This is a genomic window from Streptomyces sp. NPDC002057 (genome assembly GCF_040296665.1).
Taxonomy (GTDB): domain Bacteria; phylum Actinomycetota; class Actinomycetes; order Streptomycetales; family Streptomycetaceae; genus Streptomyces.
The window spans coordinates 1-17,869 of record NZ_JBEOXR010000019.1 but is presented as its reverse complement, the minus strand read 5'-3'; the positions used below and the strand labels follow the sequence as shown (position 1 = coordinate 17,869).

General features: G+C 73.5%; 14 protein-coding genes. 9 read left to right on the top strand and 5 right to left on the bottom strand.

The features are described 5' to 3' along the window. Window positions 1-20 precede the first annotated feature (20 nt). From pstA to ABT129_RS17060, 7 genes are all read left to right on the top strand, one after another. The gene (pstA, locus tag ABT129_RS17090) at window positions 21-1,256 is read left to right on the top strand and encodes a phosphate ABC transporter permease PstA (RefSeq protein ID WP_351901611.1); all 1,236 of its coding nucleotides are present in this window, start codon (window positions 21-23) and stop codon (window positions 1,254-1,256) included. Then, window positions 1,253-3,064, top strand: coding sequence for a phosphate ABC transporter substrate-binding protein PstS (pstS, locus tag ABT129_RS17085; RefSeq protein WP_351901609.1), 1,812 nt, complete (start codon window positions 1,253-1,255; stop codon window positions 3,062-3,064). Before pstA ends, pstS begins: the two co-directional genes overlap by 4 nt. Then, entirely contained in the window at window positions 3,061-5,622 is a 2,562-nt protein-coding gene (locus tag ABT129_RS17080) for a hypothetical protein (protein WP_351901607.1), read from the top strand. The genes pstS and ABT129_RS17080 overlap by 4 nt, the downstream gene beginning before the upstream one ends. A gap of 134 nt (window positions 5,623-5,756) precedes the next feature. Then, window positions 5,757-6,731: a hypothetical protein gene (locus ABT129_RS17075; protein WP_351901605.1), complete on the top strand. Its 975-nt coding sequence runs from the start codon at window positions 5,757-5,759 to the stop codon at window positions 6,729-6,731. A 289-nt stretch (window positions 6,732-7,020) separates the two neighbouring features. After that, window positions 7,021-8,277: a hypothetical protein gene (locus ABT129_RS17070; protein ID WP_351901603.1), complete on the top strand. Its 1,257-nt coding sequence runs from the start codon at window positions 7,021-7,023 to the stop codon at window positions 8,275-8,277. After that, entirely contained in the window at window positions 8,274-9,149 is an 876-nt protein-coding gene (locus ABT129_RS17065) for a sortase (protein WP_351901601.1), read from the top strand. The genes ABT129_RS17070 and ABT129_RS17065 overlap by 4 nt, the downstream gene beginning before the upstream one ends. A gap of 46 nt (window positions 9,150-9,195) precedes the next feature. After that, complete coding sequence (locus ABT129_RS17060; protein WP_502981796.1) at window positions 9,196-10,011, top strand: phosphate ABC transporter ATP-binding protein; 816 nt, start codon at window positions 9,196-9,198, stop codon at window positions 10,009-10,011. A 121-nt stretch (window positions 10,012-10,132) separates the two neighbouring features. On the opposite strand, the gene ABT129_RS17055 is transcribed toward ABT129_RS17060, so the two are convergent. From ABT129_RS17055 to ABT129_RS17045, 3 genes are all read right to left on the bottom strand, one after another. Beyond that, on the bottom strand, window positions 10,133-11,785 hold the full coding sequence (locus ABT129_RS17055; protein WP_351901599.1) for a phospho-sugar mutase: 1,653 nt from the start codon (window positions 11,783-11,785) through the stop codon (window positions 10,133-10,135). A gap of 95 nt (window positions 11,786-11,880) precedes the next feature. After that, window positions 11,881-12,684: a purine-nucleoside phosphorylase gene (locus ABT129_RS17050; protein WP_351901597.1), complete on the bottom strand. Its 804-nt coding sequence runs from the start codon at window positions 12,682-12,684 to the stop codon at window positions 11,881-11,883. Between the two features lie 203 nt (window positions 12,685-12,887). After that, complete coding sequence (locus ABT129_RS17045; RefSeq protein WP_017239758.1) at window positions 12,888-13,325, bottom strand: gamma-glutamylcyclotransferase family protein; 438 nt, start codon at window positions 13,323-13,325, stop codon at window positions 12,888-12,890. 261 nt (window positions 13,326-13,586) lie between these two features. Here ABT129_RS17045 and ABT129_RS17040 point away from each other — a divergent pair, with 261 nt between their 5' ends. Next, window positions 13,587-15,026: an NAD(P)H-quinone dehydrogenase gene (locus ABT129_RS17040; protein WP_351901595.1), complete on the top strand. Its 1,440-nt coding sequence runs from the start codon at window positions 13,587-13,589 to the stop codon at window positions 15,024-15,026. Between the two features lie 214 nt (window positions 15,027-15,240). Beyond that, complete coding sequence (locus ABT129_RS17035; protein ID WP_502981790.1) at window positions 15,241-16,167, top strand: DeoR/GlpR family DNA-binding transcription regulator; 927 nt, start codon at window positions 15,241-15,243, stop codon at window positions 16,165-16,167. A 110-nt stretch (window positions 16,168-16,277) separates the two neighbouring features. Here ABT129_RS17035 and ABT129_RS17030 read toward each other — a convergent pair whose 3' ends face one another. Together ABT129_RS17030 and ABT129_RS17025 are read right to left on the bottom strand one after the other, a co-directional pair. Then, window positions 16,278-16,823, bottom strand: coding sequence for a TetR/AcrR family transcriptional regulator (locus ABT129_RS17030; RefSeq protein WP_351901591.1), 546 nt, complete (start codon window positions 16,821-16,823; stop codon window positions 16,278-16,280). A gap of 80 nt (window positions 16,824-16,903) precedes the next feature. Beyond that, a partial coding sequence (locus tag ABT129_RS17025; protein ID WP_351901589.1) for an ATP-binding protein occupies window positions 16,904-17,869 on the bottom strand: 966 nt, incomplete at its 5' end.

Genomic DNA, 17,869 nt, shown 5'->3' with positions numbered 1-17,869 from the left:
CCAAGGGGGACCCGAACCCGATGACCATCGCACCGGAGCGGCCCGTACGGCGACCGCCCGCCGGGCAGGCCCCGCCGCCCGGACCGGAACGCCGCCGCACCACCGGCACCCTGCGCGCCTCCGACGTGTACGCCGTGCTCGGCGCCGCCGTCGCCTCGCTCGCCCTCACCTGGCTGCTCTTCGCCCGCCTGCTGCCCTTCAGCGGCGCCGTCGGCTTCGTGATCGTCGCGTACGTCCTCTTCCTCGGGCTCTACGCGCTGCTCGTCTCCTTCGACGAGGACGGGCCCGCCGTGCGGGACCGGATCGCCGGGGTCGTCGTGCGCACCCTCGGGCTGCTGCTCCTCGCCGTCCTCGTCTTCGTCGTCGCCTTCACGCTCTGGGAGGGCCGTGAGGCCCTGGTCCACCTCAACTTCTTCACCGAGGACATGAGCCTCGCGGGGCCCCTCGAACCGCTCGACGTCGGCGGCATCCTGCACGCCGTCGTCGGCACCCTCGAACAGGTCGGCATCGCGCTCGCGCTCACCGTGCCCACCGGCATCGTCTGCGCCGTCTTCCTCAACGAGGTGCCGGGACCCTTCGCCCGCCTCGTCCGGACCGTCGTCGAGGCGATGACCGCGCTGCCCTCGATCGTCGCGGGACTCTTCATCTACGCGACCGTCATCCTGGCCCTGGGCACCGAGCGTTCCGGGCTCGCCGCCTCGCTCGCCCTCTCCGTGATGATGCTGCCGATCATCATCCGCGCCGCCGACGTCGTCATCCGGCTCGTCCCCGGGACGCTGCGGGAGGCCTCGTACGCCATGGGGTCCTCGCGCTGGCGCACGGTCTGGCACGTCGTCCTGCCGACCGCCCGCTCGGGGCTGACCACGGCCGTGATCCTCGGCACCGCGCGCGGGGTGGGGGAGACCTCGCCCGTCCTGCTCACCGCCGGGTTCACCGCCGAACTCAACGCCCTGCCGACCTCCGGCGCCCAGGTCTCCCTGCCGCTCGCCACCTTCGAGCTCGTCAAGTCGCCCGAACCGAACATGATCGCCCGCGGCTTCGGCACCGCCGCCGTCCTCATGCTGCTCGTCCTGCTCCTCTTCGTCCTCGCCCGGATCGCCGGCGGGCGCGGCCCCGGACAGCTGACGAAGCGCCAGGAGCGCCGCCGCGCCCTGGCGTCCGAGCGTGACGCCGCCCGCCAGAGCGCCGTCCGGCGGCATCCCGCCCGGTCGGCGGCGGCTCCGGACCGATCCGTACCTCCTAGGAGCACGTCGTGAGACCCGTGTCCGTCACCCGCACCCTGCTGGGCCTCGCCGCCGCCCTGTGCGCGCTGCTCGCCCTCCTCCTCACGCCGCCCGCCGCGCAGGCCGCCGGCTACACCAAGATCACCGGCTCCGGTTCGACCTGGAGCTCCAACGCCGTCGAGCAGTGGCGGCGCAACATCGGCGCCAACGTCGGACTCACCGTCAACTTCAACGCCAACGGCTCCTCCCAGGGCCGCGAGCAGTTCAAGAACGGCACCGTCGACTTCGCCGTCTCCGAGATCCCGTACGGCCTCAAGGACGGCAACGCCACCGACGTACCGCCGCGCCGCGGCTACGCGTACATGCCGATCGTCGCGGGCGGCACCGCCTTCATGTACAACCTGCGGATCAGCGGCCGCCAGGTCACCAACCTGCGCCTCTCCGGACCCGTCCTCGCGAAGATCTTCACCGGGCAGCTGACCATGTGGAACGCGCCCGAGATCAAGGCCGACAACCCGGGCCTGACCCTCCCCGCGCGCCGCATCGTCCCCGTCGTGCGCTCCGACGGCTCCGGAACGACCGCCCAGTTCACCACCTGGCTCGCCAAGGAGCACGGCTCCGTCTGGAACGACTACTGCCGCCGCGCGGGCCGCCAGACGCCCTGCGGCATGACCTCGTACTTCCCGATCGTGCCCGGCACCACCAGCGTCGCCAAGTCCGGCTCGCTCGGCGTCTCCGCGCACGTCCGCCAGCCGCAGGGCGAGGGCGCCATCACCTACGTCGAGTACTCGTACGCGGTCAACGCCCACTTCCCGGTCGTCAAGGTCCTCAACTCCGCCGGGTACTACGTCGAACCGACCGCAGCCGGCGTCGCCGTCGCCCTGCTCCGGGCTCGCATCAACGACGACAGGAACTCGACCGACTACCTCACCCAGATCCTCGACGGGGTCTACCGCTCCACCGACCGGCGCGGCTACCCGCTCTCCAGCTACAGCTACATGGTCGTCCCCACCACCGCGACCGCCCCGCACACCACCGAGAAGGGCCGCTCGCTCGGCACCTTCGCCCGCTACTTCCTCTGCGAGGGCCAGCAGCAGGCCGAGGAGCTCGGCTACTCGCCGCTGCCGAAGAACCTCGTCCAGGCGGGCTTCGACCAGGTCAGACGGATCCCCGGCGCGCCCACCGGCGCCGTCGACCTGTCCGACTGCCGCAACCCCACCTTCTCGGCCGACGGCACCAACACCCTCGCCAAGAACGCCCCGATGCCCAAGGAGTGCGACAGGCGGGGCGCGACCCAGTGCGCCGACGGCACCGGCGGCGCGCGCGGCACGACCACCCCGGTGAACAACGGCGGCGCCGCCTCGGGCGGCTCCACCGGCACCGACGGCGGCACCGACGGATCCGGGTCCACCACCGGCGGCGCCAACGGCACGGGAAGCACCGGCGGTTCCGGTGGCGGCGGTACGGGCGGGGCCACCGGCTCCGGCTCCGGGGGCGGCTCCACCGGCGGAGGCGCCACCAACGGGACCACCGGCGGTACGGCCTCCGGCGGCGCGGCCGCCACCGGCGGAGCCGCGACCGGCGGCGGGGCCGTCGACCCCGACACCGGCGAGGCGCTCACCGGGGACGCGGGCGGCGGCAACGGCTCCGGCCAGGGCGGCCAGGACGGCGGCGCCGGCATCGTCGGCACCCCCGTCACCCTCGCCGCCGACACCGGCGGCAGCCTCCGCGGCCTCCTCATGGCGCTCTCCGCCGTCCTGCTCCTCGCCACCGTCGTCGGCCCACCGCTCGTCGGGCGCGCCCTCGCGGCCCGCGCCGAACGCCAGGGAGGCGGACGATGAGGCCGCTGTCCACCCGACGGGCCGGAGTCGGGGCGCTCCTCGCCGCCGTCCTGCTCGCCCTCGTTCCGCTGCCGCAGGCCACCCCGGCGGCCGCCGCGACCGACCCCGCCGAGAACTCGGCGCTGACCAAGCGCGGCACCAGGGGCCCCCACGACGACTTCTCGGGGCTCGAGGTCACCGTCCACCAGACCAGGAACCTGCGGGCCCAGGGCCTCAGGGTGACCTGGAAGGGCGGCAGACCGACCCAGGGCCGGAACACCGACTACCTCCAGATCATGCAGTGCTGGGGCGACGACCCGGCCGGGCCGAAGCGGGAGCAGTGCCAGTTCGGCGCCGGGCTCAGCGGCTCCGAGTTCGGCTCGTTCATCGGCAGCCGGCTGATCCCGGTCGGCTCCGACCCGCTGGAGAAGCGGTACGCCGAGCAGATCCCCGACCCCGAGTACCCGGGGCAGAGGACCGATCCGTTCGTCCCCTTCACCCCGGTCTCCGGACCGGCCACGACCAAGCTGACCGACTGGACCTACTTCGCGCCCGGCGACACCAACGAGGAGTTCTTCGCCACCACCCAGCCCGACGGCACGGGCGAGGCCGCGTTCAACCTCCAGACCACCCGGGAGGCCCCCCACCTCGGCTGCGGCGACCCGGCCGGCGCCGGGACCGGCGCGCGCGGCCGGAGCTGCTGGCTCGTCGTGGTGCCGCGCGGCTCCCACGACCCCGACGGGGGCACCGGCAGCAATCAGCGCCCGGTCACCTCCGCCCTCTCCACCACCAACTGGGACCGGCGGATCGTCTTCCCGCTCGACTTCCTGCCGGTCCGCGAACCCTGCCCCACCGACAAGGAGGAGCGCCGCATGACCGGCTCGGAGCTGGTCACGGACGCCCTCACCTCCTGGCAGTCCGCGCTCTGCGCCGACGGCACCACCCGCTTCACCTTCACCCAGCGCGGTGAGGACCTGGCCCGCGGCAACCTGCTCAACCCGACCTCCACCTCGCCCGGCCTCGCCTTCACCGTCGCACCGGTGGAGGGCGGCGAGAAGGCCGGGTTCGTGCACGCGCCCGTCGCCGTCAACGCGCTGACCGTCGGCCTCTTCTGGGAGGGCGACGCGATGGGGCTCGTCCGCGACCTCCGGCTGAACCCGCGGCTCCTGGCGAAGCTGCTCACCGCCTCGTACCCCTACGACGTCCGGACCCTCAGCAACACCGCGCCCGTCCCGGACCACCTGAAGGGCAACGCGGAATCCGTCGTCCGCGACCCGGAATTCCTGGACCTGAATCCGGAATTCAAGCGATTCCCGCAGGCGGTGATGAACTATCCCGGTGGGATCCTGCTCGCCGCCGACCGTTCCGACAGCACCCGGATCATATGGGAGTACCTGCGCTCCGACCGGGACGCCCGCGCTTTTCTGGAAGGAAAGCCGGACCCCTGGGGAATGAAGATCAACCCCCATTTCAAGGATCTCGGACTCGCCTCCTCCGGCGCCGACGAATTCATGAAGGCCGACCCCACGGAGACGGAACTCACCCTCGACGGGAAGACCATCAGGTACGGCCTGGCCGACCGCTCGCCCTACGCCAACGACATGCACGACGCCGCCCGCTGGGTCCGGCGGGGCACCAACAACGCCAAGGACCAGGTCGCGCTCGACTCGATGACCAACGGCCTGAAGCTCGTCGGCACCGACGTCGCCCCGGGCCGCCGCCGCGCCTACGGCATCACCGACGCCGCCTCCGCGGCCCGCTACCAGCTCCAGATCGCCGCCCTGCCGAACGCCGACGGCGTCTACGTCAGGCCCACCACCCCGGCCCTGCTCAAGGCCGTCGGACAGTTCAGGGACTCCGCCGTCCCCGGCGTCCTGGCCCCCGACCCGTCACGGGCCAGGAACGGCGCCTACCCCCTGACGGTGGTCACCTACGCCGCCGCCTCCACCGCTCTCCCGGCGGACGCCCGCGAGGACTACGCGCGCGTCCTGCGGTACGCGGCCGGACCGGGCCAGAAACAGGGCACCGCGCCCGGCGAACTGCCCCTCGGCTACGCCCCGCTGCCGGCGAGGCTCAAGGCCCTGGCGGAGGCGGCGGCCGGACGCCTGGAGCGCGGCGCCCCCGGCGGACCGGGCACGACCACCGGCGGCACCAGCGGCGCGGACGGCGGCCCGGACTCCGGGGGCGGTCAGGCGGCGGGCGGCGCGACGGGCTCCACGGGCGCCGGATCCGACGCCTCCGGAGGTACGGGCCAGGGGTCGGGCTCCGGCTCCGGCGGCGGCTCCGCGGGCGGCGGCACGGACGCGGGCGCGACCTCCGGGTCGCCCTCGTCCGCCGCTCCCCCGCCGGCCTCCGGCGGGGGCGGGAGCGGCTCCGGCGGCGCCACGGGGGAGAGGCTGGCCGACACCGGCAGCACCCCCTCCCAGGTCCTCGGGGTGGTCCGCTGGGTCCTCCTCGCGGTCCTCGTCGTCGGCGGACTCGCCGGTCTCGCCGGACCCGCCGTCCTGGCCGCGGCCGGCCGCCGCCGGATTCCCTCGGATTCACCTAGGACAGGAATTCGTAACCTGAAGAGCGGCTGAACGTGGTGGTCGCAAAGGTCACCCGTACGGAATTGTTGTCCCCGGCCGGTCGACGGACCGGACGATTGAAGAAGAATCCGGATTCTGCTTGTGCGTCCATTCCATGACATCCGTTTCCACGGAGGAGATCAGAAGTGAACGTCAAGTCCCGCGCTCGTATCGGTGCCGCCCTCGGTGTGGCCGCCCTCGGTCTCGGTGTCGCCCTCGCCCCCGCCGCGCAGGCCGACCCCAACCCGGTCACCCAGTACCGCACGCTGGCCGGTGTCGGCTCCGACACGACCCAGGACGTCCTCAACGGCCTCGGCAACGTCGTCACCAACTCCATCGGCCAGAAGATCATCGCGTCCTGGGACGCCACCGGCACCGCCACCGTCAAGACCAAGGCGACCGGCTGTGTGATCAACCGGCCCAACGGCTCCTCCGCCGGTATCGACGCCCTGCGCAACGCCGTGGACAACAACACCGGCTGCCTCGACTTCGCCCGCTCCTCGCGGACCCCGGCCGACACCACCACCACGGACCTGACCTGGATCCCCTTCGCCAAGGACGCGGTGTCCTGGGTGAAGCGCTCCGACAGCACCCTGCCGAACGACCTCTCGGTCGCGCAGCTCAAGGCCATCTACGAGTGCACGACCACGTCCATCGGCGGTGTGGCCCTCACCCCGATCCTGCCGCAGGCCAGCTCCGGCACGCGTCAGTTCTTCCTCGCCTCCATCGGCGTCACCACCCCGGGCGCCTGCGTCCAGCAGGGCGTCCAGGAGAACGACGGCACCGTCCTCGACACCGTCGGTGACATCGCGCCCTACTCCGTCGCCCAGTACACGGCCCAGGAGAAGCTCGTCGTCACGGACCGCCGCGGCGCGGCCGTCCTCGGCTCCATCGGCGGCGTCGCCCCGCGCAACGCGAACAAGACGCTCAACCTCTCCTTCCCCTTCGTCCGTGACGTCTACAACGTCGTCCCGACCGCGAAGCTGACCAACGCCACCATCGCCTCGACGTTCGTCGGCTCGACGTCCAAGGTCTGCGCCGCCGGCACGACGATCTCCAACTACGGCTTCGGCACCCTCGGCGCCGCGTGCGGCACCACCACCCTCAAGGGCGAGCGCTGATCACCACCGCCTCCTGAGCGGCTGATCACCACCTCTTCCCGACCGCGCGCAGGCCGGGCACCCACCAGGTGCCCGGCCCCACGGCGTACCCGCGCCCGGCCACCCGCTCCGCCGCCGACCGGAGCGGGCGCCCGGCCGCCCGGACCGGCCCCGACCCGAGCCGCCACCGCCACCCACCGAACCGCCACCCACCCACCCACCCGCACCGCCGCCCGACCGATCCGCCACCCACACCCGCACCGCCGCCCACCCGACCGACGACCTCCGTCCGACTCCTGGGGGACCCCGCATGAACCGCCCCGCACCACTCCGCTCGCCCGTGGCGCTGCTGACCGCGCTCGCCCTGCTCTGCGGCGCCCTCGCCGCCGTCCTCGCGCTGGCCGTCCCCGCCGGGGCCGCCGCCGTGCAGGGCGGTCTGACCCTGCAGGGCGCCTCCGGCGGCCTCGAAGCCGCCCCGCTCGCCACCGGCGTCACCACCACCGGCGGCTGCCCCGCCCCGGCCGCCGCCGACAAGCCGTACGTCGGCGGACGGCTCGTCGTCGTCAACCCCGAGAGCCGTGACGCCTTCGCCCCGCTCGCCGACCTCGTCGCCGAAGGCCCGCTGAGCGGCGGCGCGTTCACCCGGACCCTCACCACCCAGGGCCACACCACGCTCAAGGACGCCCTGCTGACCTTCCGTACCGCCGACGCGCTCGACGGCCGCTACGAGCTCCGCCTCTTCTGCCGCACCGAGCGCGGGGCCGAGACCGACGCCTACTTCTCCGCGATGATCGAGGTCACCGCCGGCGCCTGGGCCCCGGTCGCGCAGCAGGCCACCGTCGTCGAGGTCGTCTCCGACCCCGAGCTGCCCACCGTCGGCGGCCAGGCCAGGCTCACCGCCACCGTGCAGCCGCGGAACGCCACCGGCACCGTGACCTTCCAGAAGTTCGTCGCCGAGGAGCTCGTCGACATCGCCACCGTCGACGTCGCCGACGGCAGGGCCGAGACCACCCTCACCGCGCTCACCGCCGCCCCCGACGGACTCCCGATCGTCGCCGCCTACGCCCCGGCCGACCCCGAGGCCTTCACCGTCTCCTTCACGGTCTTCACGCTGTACGTCAACGAGGCCACGACCGGCCCCAGCCCGACGCCCACGGACACCACGCCCACCCCGACCGGCACCGGCACCCCGACCGGCACCGCCACGCCGACGGACGACCCCACCGGCACCGGGAGCCCCGAGCCGACGGACACCCCCAGCGAGACGCCGAGCGACACCACCGGCCCCGGTGACTCCCCGTCGCCGACCGGCACCGGCGACTCCGGCACCTCGGGCGGCTCCGGCGGCTCCGGCGGCTCCGGCGTCTCGGGCGGCGACTCCGGTGGCTCCGGCGGCACCAGCGGCGGCGGCTCGACCGGCGGCACCAGCCCCCAGGGCGGCGGCGGCAGCCTCGCCGCCACCGGCTCCACCGCGGCCTCCGCCGCCCTCGGCTCGCTCGCCCTCTGCCTCCTCGGCGCGGCGGCCGTGATCCAGACCCGCCGCCGCAAGGGCGGCGCCCGCCCGTGACCACCGCACCGCCACCCACCGCCCCCCGCGCCGGGCTCGCCCTGGCCGGGGCGGCGCTGTGCGTCCTCGCCGCGCTCCTCATCGGCTTCGCCGCCAACCTCACCGTCGTCGGGCACCTCCAGCACGCCCGTGAACAGGCCACCGCCTACGACGAGCTGCGCGAGCAACTCGCCCTCGGCACCGCGCCGGTGGGCCAGCTCACCTACGACGGCAAGCCCCTCGAACCCGGCGCCCCCCTCGCCCTGCTCCGCATCCCCGCGCTCGGACTGAACGAGGTCGTCGCCGAGGGCACCACCTCCGAGGTCCTCATGTCCGGCCCCGGCCACCGGCGCGACACCGCCCTGCCCGGCCAGGCGGGGGCCAGCGTGATCATGGGCCGCAAGTGGGGCTACGGCAGCCCGTTCAACGACGTGGACCGCCTGCCGAACGGCGCCCGCGTCGAGGTGACGACCGGCCAGGGCGAGGCCGTGTACGAGGTGACGGGCGTCCGCCACCCCGGCGACCCCAACCCCGCCCCCCTCGGCCGGGGCGAGGGACGCCTCACCCTGATGACCGCGAGCGGCGGCGCGTACACCCCCGAGGACGTCGTCCGCGTCGACGCCGAACTCGTCGGCGCCGCGCGGCCCAGCCCGCCGCGTCCGCTGCGTCCCGGCTGGATCACGGCCGCGGAGAAGCCCCTCGCGGGCGATCCGGACGCCTGGCCCGCGATCTTCCTCGGCGCCCAGGCGCTGCTGCTCGCGGCCCTCCTCACCGTTCTCGCCCGCCGCCGCTGGGGCAACCGCCAGACCTGGGTCACCGCCGTCCCCGTCCTCGTCGCCCTCGGTGTCCTCGTCTCCGGCGAGCTGACCCGACTGCTCCCCAACCTCCTCTGAAAGCTGCGGAGTCCACACCGTGACCGATCTCGCCGACACCGTCACCCTGCCGCCCGTGCCGGGCGGCGGCACCAAGGGCCCCTCCCGGGCCGCCGCCCTGGAGGCCGAGGCCGTCTCCGCCTGGTTCGGCGACCGCAAGGTCCTCGACCGGGTCTCGCTCGCCATGCCCGCCCGCGAGGTCACCGCGCTCATCGGCCCCTCCGGCTGCGGCAAGTCGACGTTCCTGCGCATCCTCAACCGGATGCACGAACTCACCGGCACCGCCTCGCTCGCCGGCCGGGTCCTCCTCGACGGGGCCGACATCTACGACCGGGGCCGCCGCATCACCCACGCCCGCCGCGAGATCGGCATGGTCTTCCAGAAGCCCAACCCCTTCCCCGCCATGTCCCTGTACGAGAACGTCCTCGCCGGTCTGAGGCTCGGCGGCATCCGGGCCGCCAAGGACGCCAAGGACGACCTGGTCGAGGAGTGCCTGACCAAGGCCGGGCTCTGGAACGAGGTCAGGGACCGGCTGCGGCAGCCCGGCGGGGCGCTCTCCGGTGGCCAGCAGCAGCGCCTCTGCATCGCCCGCTCGCTCGCGGTCCGCCCCCGCGTCCTGCTCATGGACGAGCCCTGCTCGGCGCTCGACCCGACCTCCACCCGGCGCGTCGAGGAGACCATCGCCGAGCTGAAGTCGGAGGTCACCGTCGTCATCGTGACCCACAACATGCAGCAGGCGGCCCGGGTCTCCGACTCCTGCGCCTTCTTCCTCGCCGAGCAGGGCACTCCCGGCGTGATCGTCGAGCACGGGCCCACGGAGCGGGTGTTCGGCTCCCCGAGCGACCCGCGGACCGCCGACTACGTCAACGGCCGCTTCGGCTGACCGGCGCGCGCCTCCGGCGTGCGGACGGCTCCCCGCGCCAGCTGCCGTACCGGGTTCACCCGGACGGCCGAAGGGCCGGTACGGAGCGACTCCGTACCGGCCCTTCGCGCGATCCCCGGGGTCAGAGCCCCGCGGCCGCCGACAGGTCCCGCTTGATCGCGACCAGCACCTCGGCGGCGGTCGCGCGGGCCGGGCCGAGGTCCACCGCCGCGGCGACCGGCACCACGACCTCCAGGTAGCACTTGAGCTTGGGCTCCGTGCCGCTCGGGCGGACGATCACCCGGGCCCTGTAGGCGCCCTCCAGGTGGTAGCGCAGCCCGTCCGTCGGGGGCAGCGACTCCGTGCCCTTCGTGAGGTCCTCCGCCGAGACGACCGTCAGACCGGCCAGCGAGACCGGCGGCCGCTCCCGCAGCGCGGCCATCGCGTTCGCGATGATCCCCAGGTCCTCCACGCGCACCGACAGCTGGTCCGTCGCGTGCAGACCGTGCTCCACCGCCAGGTCGTCGAGCAGGTCGTTCAGCGTCCGGCCCTGCTCCTTGAGCACCGAGGCCAGCTCGGTGACGAGCAGCGCCGCCGTGATGCCGTCCTTGTCGCGGACGCCCTCGGGGTCGACGCAGTAGCCGAGCGCCTCCTCGTAGCCGTACCGCAGGCCGTCGACGCGCGCGATCCACTTGAAGCCGGTCAGCGTCTCCTCGTAGCCGACGCCGGCGGCCTCGGCGATCCGGCCGAGCAGCGAGGACGACACGATCGACTCGGCGAAGACGCCCGTGGCGCCCTTGCGCACCAGGTGCGCGGCGAGCAGCGCGCCCACCTCGTCGCCGCGGAGCATCCGCCAGCCGCCCTCGACCGTCGCGTCGGGCACGGCCACGGCGCAGCGGTCGGCGTCCGGGTCGTTGGCGATGATCAGGTCGGGGTCCACGGCCCGGGCCGCCTCGAAGGCGAGGTCCATGGCACCCGGCTCCTCCGGGTTGGGGAAGGCGACCGTCGGGAAGGCCGGGTCCGGCTCGGCCTGCGCGGCGACGAGCGCCGGCGGCGGGAAGCCGGCCCGGGCGAACGCGGCCGTCAGGACGTCCTTGCCGACCCCGTGCATGGCCGTGTAGACGGTCCGGGCGGTACGGGGGGAGCCGGGGCTCAGGACGGCGTCCGTGCGCTCCAGGTAGGCGTTCAGGACCTCGTCGCCGAGGGTCTCCCAGCCTCCGTCCGGGCGGGGCACGTCGTGCAGCGAGCGGATCGCGTCGATCTCGGCGGCGATCTCCGCGTCGGCGGGCGGCACGATCTGCGAGCCGTCGCCCAGGTAGACCTTGTAGCCGTTGTCGCGGGGCGGGTTGTGGCTCGCGGTGACCTCGACACCGGCGACGGCGCCCAGATGCCTTATGGCGTACGCGAGGACCGGCGTCGGCAGCGGGCGGGGGAGGAGCGCGGCGCGGAGCCCGGCACCGGTCATCACGGCGGCGGTGTCGCGGGCGAAGTCGGCGGACTTGTAGCGGGCGTCGTAGCCGATGACGACGAGCCCGCCCTCCTGGCCCTTGGCCTTGAGGTACGCGGCGAGACCGGCGGCGGCCCGGATGACGACCGAGCGGTTCATCCGCATGGGCCCGGCGCCCAGCTCACCGCGGAGCCCGGCGGTGCCGAACTGCAGCGTGCCGGCGAATCGGGCGGCGAGCTCGTCGCCCGCGCCGCCGTCGAGCAGCGCGGCCAGCTCGTCACGGGTCTCCGGGTCGGGGTCCTCGGCGAGCCAGGCCTGGGCCCGGGTGAGGAGATCGTCCTGCGTCACGGTGTGCCTTTCGGGGGTCGGCGAGGGCGTGGTGGGGGTGAGGGCGGTCCCGGCCGACCGGCGGCCGGGACCACCCCGGTGCGAGGGGAGGGAACTCAGATCCGGTCGAGGACCCGCGTCAGCAGCTCGCCCATCCGCGCCGCCGAGTCGCGGCCCGCCTGGAGGACCTCCTCGTGGTTCAGCGGCTCGCCCGAGAGCCCCGCCGCCAGGTTGGTGACCAGGGAGATGCCCAGGACCTCGGCGCCCGCCTCGCGGGCGGCGATGGCCTCCAGGACGGTGGACATGCCGACGAGGTCGCCGCCCAGCACGCGGACCATGTTGATCTCGGCCGGGGTCTCGTAGTGGGGCCCGGGGAACTGCACGTAGACGCCCTCTTCGAGGGTCTCGTCGACCTCCTTGCACAGCGCGCGCAGCCGCGGCGAGTACAGGTCGGTGAGGTCCACGAAGTTCGCGCCGACGATCGGGGAGGCCGCCGTCAAGTTGAGGTGGTCGCTGATGAGGACCGGCTGGCCGGGGCGCATGCCCTCGCGCAGGCCGCCGCAGCCGTTGGTCAGGATGATCGTCTTGCAGCCGGCGGCGACGGCGGTGCGGACGCCGTGGGCGACGGAGGCGACGCCGCGGCCCTCGTAGAAGTGGGTGCGGCCGAGGAAGACCAGGGCGCGCTTCTCGCCGATCTTGTACGAGCGGATCTTGCCGCCGTGGCCCTCGACGGCGGGCGGCGGGAAGCCGGGGAGGTCGGTGACCGGGAACTCGGACTCGGGGGCGCCGAGCGCGTCGACGGCGGGCGCCCAGCCCGAGCCCATGACCAGGGCGACGTCGTGGTTCTCGACTCCGGTCAGCTCGCGAAGACGTGCGGCAGCGGCCTCGGCGGCCTCGTACGGGGTGGCAGTTGCGTTCACTGACTCTCTCGCCTCGGGGAGGGGGGTCCGAGGCTGGCCCCGGACGGATTTGATACGCGCAGAAGCGTAGCCGGAGTTTGCCTACGCGCGTAGATGACGATGCCGACGGACATGCGATCGTTGTCTTGTCGTTTCCGACGAAAGCCGCATCGGCACCCCCGTCCCCGCCCGTCGGCTGTTCGTACACCCCCCGGCGCGAACCGTCAGCAGGGGCGCTTGCGCAACTCCATCACGTAGTCGTGCGGCGCGCCCGCCGACTCGGCCGCGTCGGCGACCTCGCCCAGGTACCGCGCCGAGGGCAGCCCGCCCTCGTAGGCGTTGAGCACGTACACCCAGGCCGGCTCCTCGCCGTCCAGGGTGTGCACCCGCACCCGCATCCGGCGGTAGATGTCCAGGCCGACGCCCTCCCAGCGGTCCATGGAGTCCTCGTCCATCGGCGCGATGTCGTACAGCGCCACGAAGACCTGGGAACGGGGGGCCTCCACGATGGTGGCCAGCGCCCCCTCCCACCCCATCTGCTCGCCGCCGAAGGTGAGCCGCCAGCCGTTCAGCCAGCCGGTGCCGCGCAGCGGGGAGTGCGGTGCGCGGCGGCTCATCAGCCGCGCGTCGAGGTTGCCGGCGAAAGCGGCGTAGAGCGACATGGGACCGAGGGTACGGGAGGGGGTGGGGTGTCCGGTGAACTCCGGGGCGGCGGACCCGGGGTGCCCCCGAGGGGGCCGGGAGGGCGGCGGCGGGCGGCCCCCGGGGCCGCCCGTCCCCTTCGGCGGGCCCCGGCGTGAGGCCGCGCCGGGCGTGCGGGAGAATGGGGTACGCACTTGAAGCGTGCGGGACAATGGCGTACGCACTGCATCCCAGCGGGGGACCCCCCGGCAGCAGAACGAGAGCGCGAGGCGTAGATCCCAGTGACCCGGATCGTGATCATCGGCGGCGGACCCGGCGGATACGAGGCGGCCCTGGTGGGCGCCCAACTCGGCGCGGAGGTGACCGTCGTCGACTGCGACGGCCTCGGCGGCGCGTCCGTCCTGACCGACTGCGTCCCCTCCAAGACCCTGATCGCCACCGCCGAGGTGATGACCACCTTCGACTCCTCCTACGAGGAGCTGGGCATCATCGTCGCGGACGACACCCCGCACGTGGAGCAGGCCGCCCGCGTCGTGGGCGTGGACCTCGGCAAGGTCAACCGACGGGTGAAGCGCCTCGCGCTCGCCCAGTCGCACGACATCACCGCCTCCGTCACCCGGGCCGGCGCCCGGGTGCTGCGCGGCCGCGGCCGGCTCTCCGGCCGGCAGGCGATGGACGGCTCCCGCCAGGTGATCGTCACCGCCGCCGACGGCACGGAGGAGACGCTGACCGCGGACGCCGTGCTCGTCGCGACCGGCGGCCACCCGCGCGAGGTGCCGGACGCCAAGCCCGACGGCGAGCGCATCCTGAACTGGACGCAGGTCTACGACCTCAAGGAGCTCCCGGAGGAGCTCATCGTGGTCGGTTCCGGTGTCACCGGCGCCGAGTTCGCCGGCGCCTACCAGGCCCTCGGCTCGCGGGTCACCCTGGTCTCCTCCCGCGACCGGGTGCTGCCGGGCGAGGACCCCGACGCGGCGGCCGTCCTGGAGGACGTCTTCCGCCGCCGCGGCATGAACGTGATGGCCCGCTCCCGCGCCGAGTCCGCCAAGCGGGTCGGCGACCGCGTCGAGGTGACCCTCGCGGACGGCCGCGTCATCTCCGGCACCCACTGCCTGATGGCGGTCGGCGCGATCCCGAACTCGGCCGGCATGGGTCTGGAGGAGGCGGGCGTCCGGCTGAAGGACTCCGGTCACATCTGGACCGACAAGGTCTCCCGTACGACGGCCCCCGGCGTGTACGCGGCCGGTGACGTCACCGGCGTCTTCGCGCTCGCCTCGGTCGCCGCCATGCAGGGCCGCATCGCGATGTACCACTTCCTCGGCGACGCGGTGGCCCCGCTCAACCTGAAGACGGTCTCGTCGAACGTCTTCACCGACCCCGAGATCGCCACCGTCGGCTACACGCAGGCGGACGTGGACGCGGGCAAGATCGACGCCAAGGTCGTCAAGCTGCCGCTGCTGCGCAACCCGCGCGCGAAGATGCAGGGCATCCGGGACGGCTTCGTCAAGATCTTCTGCCGTCCGGGCACGGGCATCGTGGTCGGCGGCTGTGTCGTCGCCCCGAAGGCGAGCGAACTGATCCATCCGATCTCGATCGCGGTCGACAACAATCTGACGGTCGAACAGATCGCAAATGCTTTCACCGTGTACCCCTCCCTGTCGGGTTCGATCGCGGAAGTGGCACGGCAGTTGCACACCCGGAAGTCCGCGGGCGAGGTGTAACACCCGGCCCAGGCCCGGCTCCCGCCTGCGGGAACGGTTCGCCGACTCGGACAACCCCCGGCAAAACAGAGCAACGACGGGGTCTCCCTTACCACTTGGAGACCCCGTCTGTGTGCATCTTCTGCAATTCGGCGCATACTGCTGAAAACTATCCGCCGGTCACGTTACTGTCAGTTTCGTGTTCGCTGCAGAACGTCGCCAGTTGATCCTCGAAATGGTGCGAGCCAATGGGGCCGTGTCGCTCCGCGAGCTCGCCCGCGTCGTCCAGACCTCGGAAGTGACCGTACGGAGAGACGTACGGGCCCTTGAGGCAGAAGGACTCCTCGACCGCCGGCACGGCGGTGCGGTGTTGCCGGGCGGATTCACGCGAGAATCCGGCTTCCCGCAGAAATCCCATCTCGCGACCGCGGAGAAGACGGCCATCGCCGACGTCGCCGCGAGCCTCGTCGAAGAAGGCGAGGCCATCGTCGTCGGCGCCGGGACGACCACGCAGGAGCTGGCCCGCCGGCTCGCCCGCGTGCCCGGTCTGACCGTGGTCACCAACTCCCTCCTGGTCGCCCAGGCCCTCGCCCACGCCAACCGGGTCGAGGTCGTCATGACCGGGGGCACCCTGCGCGGCTCCAACTACGCCCTGGTGGGCAGCGGGGCCGAGCAGTCCCTCCAGGGGCTCCGGGTCTCCCGCGCCTTCCTCTCCGGGAGCGGCCTCACCGCCGAGCGCGGCCTGTCCACGTCCAACATGCTCTCCGCGAGCGTGGACCGGGCGCTCGTCCAGGCGGCGGCCGAGGTCGTGGTCCTCGCCGACCACACCAAGCTGGGCTCCGACACCATGTTCCAGACGGTGCCCACGGACGTGATCACCCGCCTGGTGACCGACGAGCCGCCCGCCCACGACGAGCGGGCCGCCACCGAGCTCCAGGCCCTCGCCGACCAGGGCGTACAGATCGCCGTCGCCGGGACGGGCGCCGCCGGCGGCCCCACGGGCGGTGACCAGGTCCCCCCGGGCGCCCGGCCCCGCCGTGACATGCCGCTCCCGGTCCAGCGCGGCCGGATGGCGGCCGGTCAGTTCCGGGGACCGGGCGGAGGGATGGCCGCCGAGACGATGGAGCGCACGGCGCGGGTCGCGGACATGCGGCGCCGCTGAGGTCCGCGGCCGCGAAGCCTCGCGCCGCACGGCCTCGCAGTTCCGAGGGACCCTCCCCCAGGGGTCCCACGCGCGCGGGACCCGCCGGACGGGCAACTTCGGCGCCTGGCTCAGTCCTTGATTCCCCGGAGCGTCAGGGCGAGCAGCCGGTCCGCCAACTCCGCGTCCTCCGGGCTCTGCTCCGCCGCCAGCGCGATCGCGTTGGTGAGCTGCATCAGATCGCCGATCGACACGTCGGCACGTACCTGACCCGCCTCCCGGGCGCGCCCGAGCAGCCGCTCACCCGCCGCGCGCAGCGGTTCGCTGCATCCGGCGAGCGCCGAACTCCGGTCGCGCGAGGCGGACATCAGCGCGTGCGCGAGTCCCCGGTACTCGCCCGCGTGGGCGATCAGGGCCCGCAGCCACGCCACGAGCGCCCTGCACGGCTCCTCGGCCTCGGCCAGCTCGCCCGAGCGCTCCAGGAGTTCCGCCAGGGCCTCCTGGAAGACGGCGTTCAGCAGCTCGCCCCGGGTGGGGAAGTGTCGGTAGAGGGTGCCGATCCCCACGCCCGCGCGGCGCGCGATCTCCTCCAGGGGCGCGTCGGATCCCTGTGCGGCGAAGGTGGCCCGGGCTTCGGTGAGCAGCCGTTCGTGGTTGCGGCGTGCGTCGGCTCGCATGGCGTGGAATCGCCCTCCCCTCGGCGAAGGGCCCGCAGGCTGGTGCCTGCGGGCCCTTCGTACCGTACTCGGTGTGCCGGTCAGTCCTTGATGTCGCAGATGGCGGCGCCGGAGGTGATGGACGCGCCGACCTCGGCGTTGAGGCTCTTGACGGTGCCGGAGCGGTGGGCGTTGAGGGGCTGTTCCATCTTCATGGCCTCCAGGACCACGATGAGGTCGCCCTCCTTGACCTCCTGGCCCTCCTCGACCGCCACCTTCACGATCGTGCCCTGCATCGGCGAGGCGAGGGTGTCACCGGAGGCGGCGGGGCCGGACTTCTTGGCCGCGCGGCGCTTCGGCTTCGCACCGGCCGCCAGACCGGTGCGGGCCAGCGTCATGCCGAGGGAGGACGGGAGCGACACTTCGAGGCGCTTGCCGCCGACCTCGACGACGATGGTCTCGCGGCCCGACTCGTCCTCGTCGGCGTCCGCGCCGGCCGGGGCGAAGGGCTTGATCTCGTTGACGAACTCCGTCTCGATCCACCGCGTGTGGACCCGGAACGGGTCGGCGGTGAAATCGGGGTCGACCACGACGGCCTGGTGGAACGGGATGGCGGTGGCCATGCCCTCCACCCGGAACTCGCCCAGCGCACGCGCCGCGCGCTGGAGGGCCTGCTCGCGGGTGGCGCCGGTGATGACGAGCTTGGCCAGGAGGGAGTCCCAGGCCGGGCCGATGACGGAGCCGGACTCCACACCCGCGTCGAGGCGGACACCGGGGCCGGTCGGCGGGTCGAACACCGTCACCGTGCCCGGGGCGGGCAGGAAGCCGCGGCCCGGGTCCTCGCCGTTGATACGGAACTCGAAGGAGTGACCCCGGATCTCCGGGTCCCCGTAGCCGAGCTCCTCGCCGTCGGCGATACGGAACATCTCGCGCACCAGGTCGAGACCGGTGACCTCCTCGGTCACGGGGTGCTCGACCTGGAGGCGGGTGTTGACCTCCAGGAAGGAGATCGTGCCGTCGGCGGCGACGAGGAACTCGACCGTGCCCGCCCCGACGTAACCGGCCTC

What these genes read in the sequence shown, in the direction of transcription:
- pstA (WP_351901611.1), top strand. Translation starts at nt 21, where the DNA reads ATGACCATCGCACCGGAGCGGCCCGTACGGCGACCGCCCGCCGGGCAG.
- ABT129_RS17080 (WP_351901607.1), top strand. Translation starts at nt 3,061, where the DNA reads ATGAGGCCGCTGTCCACCCGACGGGCCGGAGTCGGGGCGCTCCTCGCC.
- ABT129_RS17070 (WP_351901603.1), top strand. Translation starts at nt 7,021, where the DNA reads ATGAACCGCCCCGCACCACTCCGCTCGCCCGTGGCGCTGCTGACCGCG.
- ABT129_RS17045 (WP_017239758.1), bottom strand. Translation starts at nt 13,325, where the DNA reads ATGTCGCTCTACGCCGCTTTCGCCGGCAACCTCGACGCGCGGCTGATG.
- ABT129_RS17035 (WP_502981790.1), top strand. Translation starts at nt 15,241, where the DNA reads ATGGTGCGAGCCAATGGGGCCGTGTCGCTCCGCGAGCTCGCCCGCGTC.
- ABT129_RS17030 (WP_351901591.1), bottom strand. Translation starts at nt 16,823, where the DNA reads ATGCGAGCCGACGCACGCCGCAACCACGAACGGCTGCTCACCGAAGCC.